General features: G+C 39.4%; 3 protein-coding genes. All 3 read right to left on the reverse strand.

The annotated features are described in order from the left end of the window. Window positions 1-121: 121 nt before the first annotated feature. The 3 genes from AAC037_RS14880 to AAC037_RS14890 are packed head-to-tail and all read right to left on the reverse strand — an operon-like array spanning window position 122 to window position 7,388. Window positions 122-2,536: an ABC transporter permease gene (locus AAC037_RS14880; RefSeq protein ID WP_339903724.1), complete on the reverse strand. Its 2,415-nt coding sequence runs from the start codon at window positions 2,534-2,536 to the stop codon at window positions 122-124. A gap of 11 nt (window positions 2,537-2,547) precedes the next feature. Further along, window positions 2,548-4,944, reverse strand: coding sequence for an ABC transporter permease (locus tag AAC037_RS14885; RefSeq protein WP_339903725.1), 2,397 nt, complete (start codon window positions 4,942-4,944; stop codon window positions 2,548-2,550). Between the two features lie 11 nt (window positions 4,945-4,955). Next, window positions 4,956-7,388 (reverse strand): ABC transporter permease, encoded by a 2,433-nt coding sequence (locus AAC037_RS14890; protein WP_339903726.1) that lies wholly within the window; start codon window positions 7,386-7,388, stop codon window positions 4,956-4,958. Between the last annotated feature and the right edge of the window lie 253 nt (window positions 7,389-7,641).

A 7,641-nucleotide genomic window follows, 5' to 3' on the forward strand; every position in this document is an offset into this window, starting at 1 on the left:
ATTACAAAAGACGCACTTAAACCTATCGATAAGCCGATTACATTGATCAAAGAAAAGGTCTTATTTTTCCAGATACTTCGAAAAGCAATTTTTAGATAGTTCTTATACATGATTTTCGGGATTATTCGGTCCTTAAACTCTTCACAGGATTTGCAATTGCAGCCTTAATGGCTTGAAAACTTACTGTCAACAGGGTAATAAACAATGCCCCGATTATGGCATAGCCAAAGGTCCACGCAGATATTTGCATCCTGTAATCGTAATTCTGTAACCACTGACTCATAAAGTAATAGACAATCGGTATCGCAATAAGGCAGGAAATCAGTACTAGAATCACAAAATCTTTGGAAAGCATCTGCCATAAATTTAAAACCGAAGCCCCCAAGACTTTTCGTACCCCTATTTCCTTGGTCCGTTGCTCGGCCACAAATGAAGCCAAACCAAAAAGGCCTAAACAACTAATTAGAATAGCCAAAAGGGTAAAAACTCCTGCCAAATTTCCCAGACGCTCTTCGGATTCAAACTTCTGCCCAAAAGCCTCATCTACAAAGCCATAATCAAATTGGGCAGATGGAACAACTGTGGCAAATACCTCTTCAATGCGAGCAATGGCATCACTGGCGATGGCATCGGGCTTTATTTTGATATTAATATAGTCTACCCTATCGTAATCAATATAGAAAAAGGCCTGCTTTACAGGTTGATAAGGAGATTGCATCACCATGTCCTTTGTAACACCAATAATCTCTGCCCGGTCGTCATTTCCAAAGGTAATAAAGCTCCCTACTGGGTTTTCCAAGCCCATGTACTTAACGGCCGTTTCATTTAGAATTATAGCTGCAGAATCAGAGGCATAATCCCTCGAAAAATCCCTTCCTTCCACAAACTGCCAACCTACTGTATTCCCATAATCATGGGTTACCCGCAAAATACCAAAGTCAGGTGACATCTCAGGATCTTTGCCTTCCCAACTAATACTACCACCGCCATTGCTATAAACGCCCATTAATGGAGAAGAAGATTGGGTCATGTCTTCCACTACTCCTGTGTTTATCAATTCATCCCGCAAAAGGTTGTACTTGCTATTGTACGCGGGATTGTTCATTTGTATGGATATAAGATTGCTTCGGTCATAGCCAATCGGCCGATCCTTGGTAAATTCTATTTGGTTAAAAACAATTACCGTCCCCACAGCCAACATGATAGAAACAGCAAATTGAAAGACTACCAATACCTTTCTTGGAACAGCCGAATAGGGTCCAGCTTTAAATGTTCCTTTTAATACCTTAATCGGACTAAAGGAGGATAGGTACAAGGCCGGATAACTACCAGCCAACAACCCGGTAATCAAGGTAACGCCAAATATGGATGCCCAGAAGGTAAGGTTAGTCCAGGGTATCTGCATATTTTTGCCAGCCAGTTCATTGAACCATGCTAGCGTAAATAGCACCAAAGCCAAGGCGAAAAATAAGGCAATACCTGAAATCAATATGGATTCACTTAGGAACTGGAAGATCAATTGCTCTTTATTGGAGCCCACTGTTTTTCTAATGCCTACTTCTTTGGAACGCTTTTCAGAGCGCGCAGTACTGAGGTTCATAAAATTAATACAGGCCAAAACCAATACAAATAAACCTATGGCTATAAATAACCACACAAAAGTGACTCTGCCTTCTGTAGGCTTTCCCTGAGCATCAAATTGGGAATACAAATGCCATTTGTCCATGGGATAAGCAAAAGGATGTAGGCCACGTCTCTCAAAACCTTCCAATGATTCCGCGGGTCCGTATTGAAAATAAAAATCCTTCAAAGCAGCATTGGCTGTTTCAAAATCAATTTCCGGCCTCAATTGCACATAAAACTGAAAAGACCAATCGTCCCATACTGTTTTTATTCGTTCGAATCTTTGGGGCTCATTGGCCTCTGTCAATTTCCAATTCGCAAAGAATTTCACATTGGCAAAACTATTGTTTTTGGGAAGATCTTTATAAACGCCATTTACGACGGCGTCCATCTCATTATTGATCTTTATGGATTTACCTACAGGATCTTCCTCTCCAAAAATGGCAGCAGAAGCTGTTTCAGACAAAACTACTGCATTGACCTCTTCTAAACTCGAATAAGCGCCTTGTATCATTTCCAAAGAAAGCATTTCTAAGGCTTCGCTTTCAATAAACTGACCTCTTTGGGTATAATTTTCCCCTTTATTGGTCAATACATAATTCCCCACCCAGGTGGCACGTATTGCATAAGTAAAATAATCTGAATAATTGTCTTTTATAACGCTACCCATGGTGTAAATCGTAGAGGGAAAAGACTCAATTTCACCGGTATCAAGATTTTTAGCCCTATTGTAAATCTGGGCAATCTTATCGTGGTTTTTGTGGTAGGTATTGAACGTAAATTCATCCAAGACCCATAACCCTATCATAATAACTACTGCCATTCCAAGTGCCAACCCTCCAATATTAATTGCAGCGTAACCTCTATTGCTTGTAAGATTTCGCCAGGCTATTTTTAGATAGTTTTTGTACATGGTTGTATGGATTATTCGGTTCTTAAACTTTTAACTGGGTTTGCAACTGCTGCTTTTAATGCCTGAAAGCTTACTGTTGTCATTGCGATAGCGAAAGCAATACCTCCGGAAAGCAAAAACATCCACCATTTAATTTCGATATGATAAGCAAAGTCTTGTAACCATCTATTCATGCCAAACCAAGCAATGGGAAGGGCAATTAAAGAGGCAATCCCAACCAATTTTCCGAAATCCTTGCTCAGCATCAGGGTAACAGAGGTAACTGAAGCCCCAAGCACTTTTCTTAAACCAATTTCCTTTCTACGCTTTGCTGTCACAAAGATCACCAGACCCAACAAACCAAGACTAGAGATAATAAAAGCCAGCGTAGTAAAGATCAGTGATAATTTCTCCTGCTTCTGTTGAGCCAGGTATTGCTGGTTAAAATTTTCACTAAGAAAATACACATCTGCTTTATTTTCAGAGTCGAATTGTTCCATTGTACTTTTTACAAATGCAATCCCAGCAACCGCTTTGCCTTTTGAGATTTTTATATAAAGATTGTCTCTATCCCTATCATTCGGCGGCATCAACAGTACCATAGGTTCAATTTTATGCTGTAGAGAAGTCGAGTGAAAATCTTTAATCACTCCGATAATATGTCGATTTACCAGGCTGTCCTTTCCTGATTTATAATTGATTTTCTTTCCTATGGCATCGGTATAGCCAAGGAGTTTCATCAGGGTTTCGTTAATGATTACGGTTCCTCCTTTATCTGTTGGCCTATCAGGAGAAAAATTTCTACCCTGTAATAACTCCATTCCATTGGTTGGTAAAAAATCCTCATCGATGTATAGAAAATTTGTCATAGTGGCAGTGCTTTGCATTTTTCCATCCACCTCAAAAAAGAAATTAAATTTACCTAGGTAATTGGTACCTAAAGGATTACCGGCAGTAGCCGCACTTTCTACTAAAGGGCTTTGCAGGAGTGTTGCTTTCAATGTGGGTATTTTACTTCGGACTTTTGGATCATCAATATGGCTGATCAACACTTGGTTTTTGTCAAATCCAAGGTCTTTTTCAGAGACAAATTGCATCTGCTTATGAACGATATAGGAACCACTAATCAGGCAGACTGTAATTACAAACTGGACTACCACAAGTGTTTTCCGTAAGAAAATACTTGTCCCCATATTTACTATCTGCCCTTTGAGTGAAGGAATCATCTTAAGCCTTGACAAAAACAAGGCAGGATAACTCCCACACAAAACCCCAATCAAAACAGTAAAAAGGACAATTATCCCAATGGTTTTAAAGGATCCAAAATACAATAGAGTCAAATCTTTTTCTGCCAATTGATTGAATACAGGAAGGCTTAATTGAACAATAAAACAGGCTAAAAGAGAAGCAATAAAAGTGACCAAAATTGCTTCACTTAGGAACAGCCCTACCAGGTGTTTTATTTCAGATCCAACCACTTTTCGTATTCCGATTTCCTTCACCCGCATGACAGCGCGTGCTGTAGATAGGTTCATATAATTGATAACCGCAATCAACAATACAAGGAATCCAATTACAATAAACAAGTAGACCAACTCAGCCTTCCCATTGGCACTGAACTCATAATCCAGATGAGAATACAGATGAATAGCTGTCAGTGGCTGTAATTCTATTTTAAAATCAGAAAAATTCATTCGTTTGGTCAGATCCTTTTCAAAAGGAACAAGCTTGTTTGCAAATGATTCTGGGTCAATCCCTTTCTGTATAAGGAGGTAAGTGTAGAGATACGCTGCATTCCAATTGTCACTTCTCAGGTCTTCCCTTGCAAAGGACCGGATTGCACTGAATTGCATATGGGAGTTTTTTGGAATATCATTTATTACTCCTGTTATTTTGATAGGCAGTTTATCATTGCCTAAGGCAATTGTTTCATTGATTGCTTTGGAGGCATCTCCGAAAATTTTAATGGCAAGGCTTTCCGTAATGACGATGGATCCCGGATTTACCAAGGCAGTTGCGCCATCTCCATGCAAAAAGGAATAATCAAAAAGCGCAAAGAAAGTATTTTCAGCAAACCAAATATCTTCCTGGCTAAAACTTTTATTACCGTAATTAATTAGGTCCCCTCCTTCAATATTGATTCTTACTGCCTCTTCCACTTCAGGGAATTCATTTTTTAAAGCGACTGCAAATGGTGGAGAGGTAAGGGCAATGTCCATTTTTCCATTGTCCCATTTCGCATGTTGAGTTACCCTAAAGATTTGCTCCGAATTGGTAAAGAATTTATCATAGCTAAGCTCATCTGCTACATACAATGCAATCAACCAAAAAGCAGCGAGACCTATGGCAATACCACTGATATTCAGAAAGCTGTAGCCCTTGTTCCGCTTTATATTTCGCCAGGCAATTTTCAGATAATGTCTCCCCATGGTTTTCGGATTTATTCGGTTCTTAAACTTTTTACGGGATCAGTTATCGCCGCCTTTATACTTTGGTAACTTACCGTAAGAATGGCAATACCTACAGCTAATATGGCAGCATAAGCAAAAATACCCCAACCAATTTCGATCCTGTAGGTAAAATCCTCAAGCCATTTGGACATGGTATACCAACCGATGGGTAAGGCTATCAAAATGGATAGGCCGACCATTTTCAGAAAGTCGGTTGTCAGCCGGAAAGTAATTTGCCCCACACTTGCTCCTAATACTTTTCGAATACCAATTTCCTTCATACGCTTTTGGGCGTTGAAAGCAGCCAGACCGAAAAGGCCTAAACAAGCAATCATTATGGATAAAACAGTAAATACCATGAAGATCTGTCCTAATTTTTGTTCGGATTCGTAAACCCTATTGAATGAATCCTCCATAAATCTGTAGTTGAAAGGTTGGCCGGGGGCCATTTTGGCCCATATTGACGCTATTCCTGTAATGGCATTGGAAAAATCACCGGATTTTATCCTAACAGCCATTGTACTTGATGAACTTCCTAAAGAAAGGCTCAATGCACCAATATCTTCCCTTAAAGATTCAAAATGGAAATTTTTTACTACCCCGATAACTTTATAAAAAACCGGGTTTTCTTCACCTAAATCCCGGGACAGTCTCAAGCCCAAAGCTTCCTTGGGTTTTAGCCCTAAAATTGCCAATGCGGATTCATTTAAGATTATCCCAGTAGAATCTGTAGGGTAGCGTTTGTCAAAATCACGGCCCGCAATTAATTCCATATTCAAGGTGGATATATAATCATGGTCTACCATCCACCTTTGCATTTGCAAGGCATTTTCCTGCGCTATGGATCCTTCTTTAAAGAAAGAGTGATCTTGTCGATAAGAAGGCGTAGGCAAATACCCACTTAAAGAAACACTGGCCACCTGACCTAATTGTTGAACTTCCTTTTTAAAGGCTTCAATTTGGTTTCCAGTTGCATAAACATCATCTACGATCAGAATTTGATCTTTAGTGTAACCAAGGTCTTTACCCTGAATAAAATTCAATTGCTGAAATACAACCAAGGTAGCCACGATCAGTAAAATAGAAATGGCAAACTGGAAAACGACAAGGGAGTTTCGAACCCCTGCTCCCCCAATGCTATTTTGTCCACTTCCTTTAAGGACTTTTGCAGCCACAAATTTCGACATGAAGAACGCAGGATAGCTACCTGAAAAAAGGCTTAATAGTATGGTAGCCGAAAACAAAATGATCCAGAAATAAGGAGCTGTATAAGGTACACTCATTGATTTCCCCGAAAGCGTATTAAAAAAGGGAAGTGCCAAAGTTGAAATCATAATGGCCAGCAGCAAAGAAATAAAAGAGATCAATACGGCTTCGGTCAGGAATTGCCCAATCAGTTGAGACCGGTTAGACCCCAGGGTTTTTCGGATGCCAACTTCTTTGGCTCTTTTAAGTGAGTAGGCCGTTGACAAATTCATAAAATTAACGCTTGCCAAAACAATTAAAAACAATCCTATGAATGAAAGTATATAAACATTTTGAATACTACTATTGGCACTGAGCTCATGGTGACGATTGGAATGCAAGTGAATATCGGTTAAAGGAATGGTACTGTACCTTAAATAATTACCGGATGCGGCAAAGGATTCTACTGTTATTCCGGGATAAAATTGCTGAACATAGGGAAAGATGTATTTCTCCATGATGGAATGTAAAGGCGCTTTAAAATCTTCAATACTAGCCCCCGGTATCAACTTGATGAAGGTAAAATAATTGTGGCTGGTCCATAACATTTGCTGAGCATCTTCGTATCCGGCCAATGCCATAAATAGAGAATGATCTCTTAATAAACTATTCTTGGGCAGGTCGTCCATTACCCCTGTTACCGTATAAGTATCCTCATTGTTCACCAATAGCCTTTGTCCCAATGCATTCTTAACTCCGAAGTGTTTTTCCGCAGCTGTTTTGGTCAGCACCATGGTATTTGGCTCAGTAAGTGCAGTTCTTGAATCCCCTACCAACAGGTTTATTCCAAAAAACTCAAAAAGCGTTGAATCAGCAAAAGCTACTTGCTCTTCTTTGGTGTTTTCTTCAGTACCGGTTTTCCTGAGAAGTAAACTTCCTTGATTCCTGATCCGGGTAACCTCTTCAACTTGGGGAAAATCATTGCGTAATGTTCCGGCCATTGGAGCACCGGTTTCGGCTAGTTGCATGACCTCTCCACCAAATTTTATATCCGAATTGATTCTGTAAATGCGGTCAGAATCAACAAACATTTTATCAAAGCTCAATTCATCGTATACATATAGAGCTATTAGCATGCCACCCGCAATACCTATGGTAAGGCTAAAGGTATTGAGAAAGGTAAAGAATGGCTGATTCTTCAAGCTTCTCCAGGCGATTTTTAGATGGTTTCTGAACATGATTTCCTATTTTTTAATTTTTTTGTTCCAGAATAATCTAGAAGCAACAATTTTTTTATTTAAACCTACTGAGTCCTTAGCCATACTTTTTAATCCTCTTTTATTGCTTTAATAGGATTGAGATTGGCAGCCCTATAGCTCTTATAACCAATGGTGGTAAATGCTATAAAAAGCGTGATTAATGCTGCCAAAGCATAAATCCACCAAGGTATAGCTATGCGGTAGGAAAAACCTTGTAGCCAATTTTCCATCA

Origin of the sequence: uncultured Cyclobacterium sp., assembly GCF_963976465.1 — a bacterium.
In the GTDB taxonomy this organism is placed as follows: Bacteria; Bacteroidota; Bacteroidia; order Cytophagales; family Cyclobacteriaceae; genus Cyclobacterium.

Coding starts and splice junctions, on each gene's coding strand:
- AAC037_RS14880 (WP_339903724.1), bottom strand. CDS start 2,536: ATGTACAAAAACTATCTAAAAATAGCCTGGCGAAATCTTACAAGCAAT.
- AAC037_RS14885 (WP_339903725.1), bottom strand. CDS start 4,944: ATGGGGAGACATTATCTGAAAATTGCCTGGCGAAATATAAAGCGGAAC.
- AAC037_RS14890 (WP_339903726.1), bottom strand. CDS start 7,388: ATGTTCAGAAACCATCTAAAAATCGCCTGGAGAAGCTTGAAGAATCAG.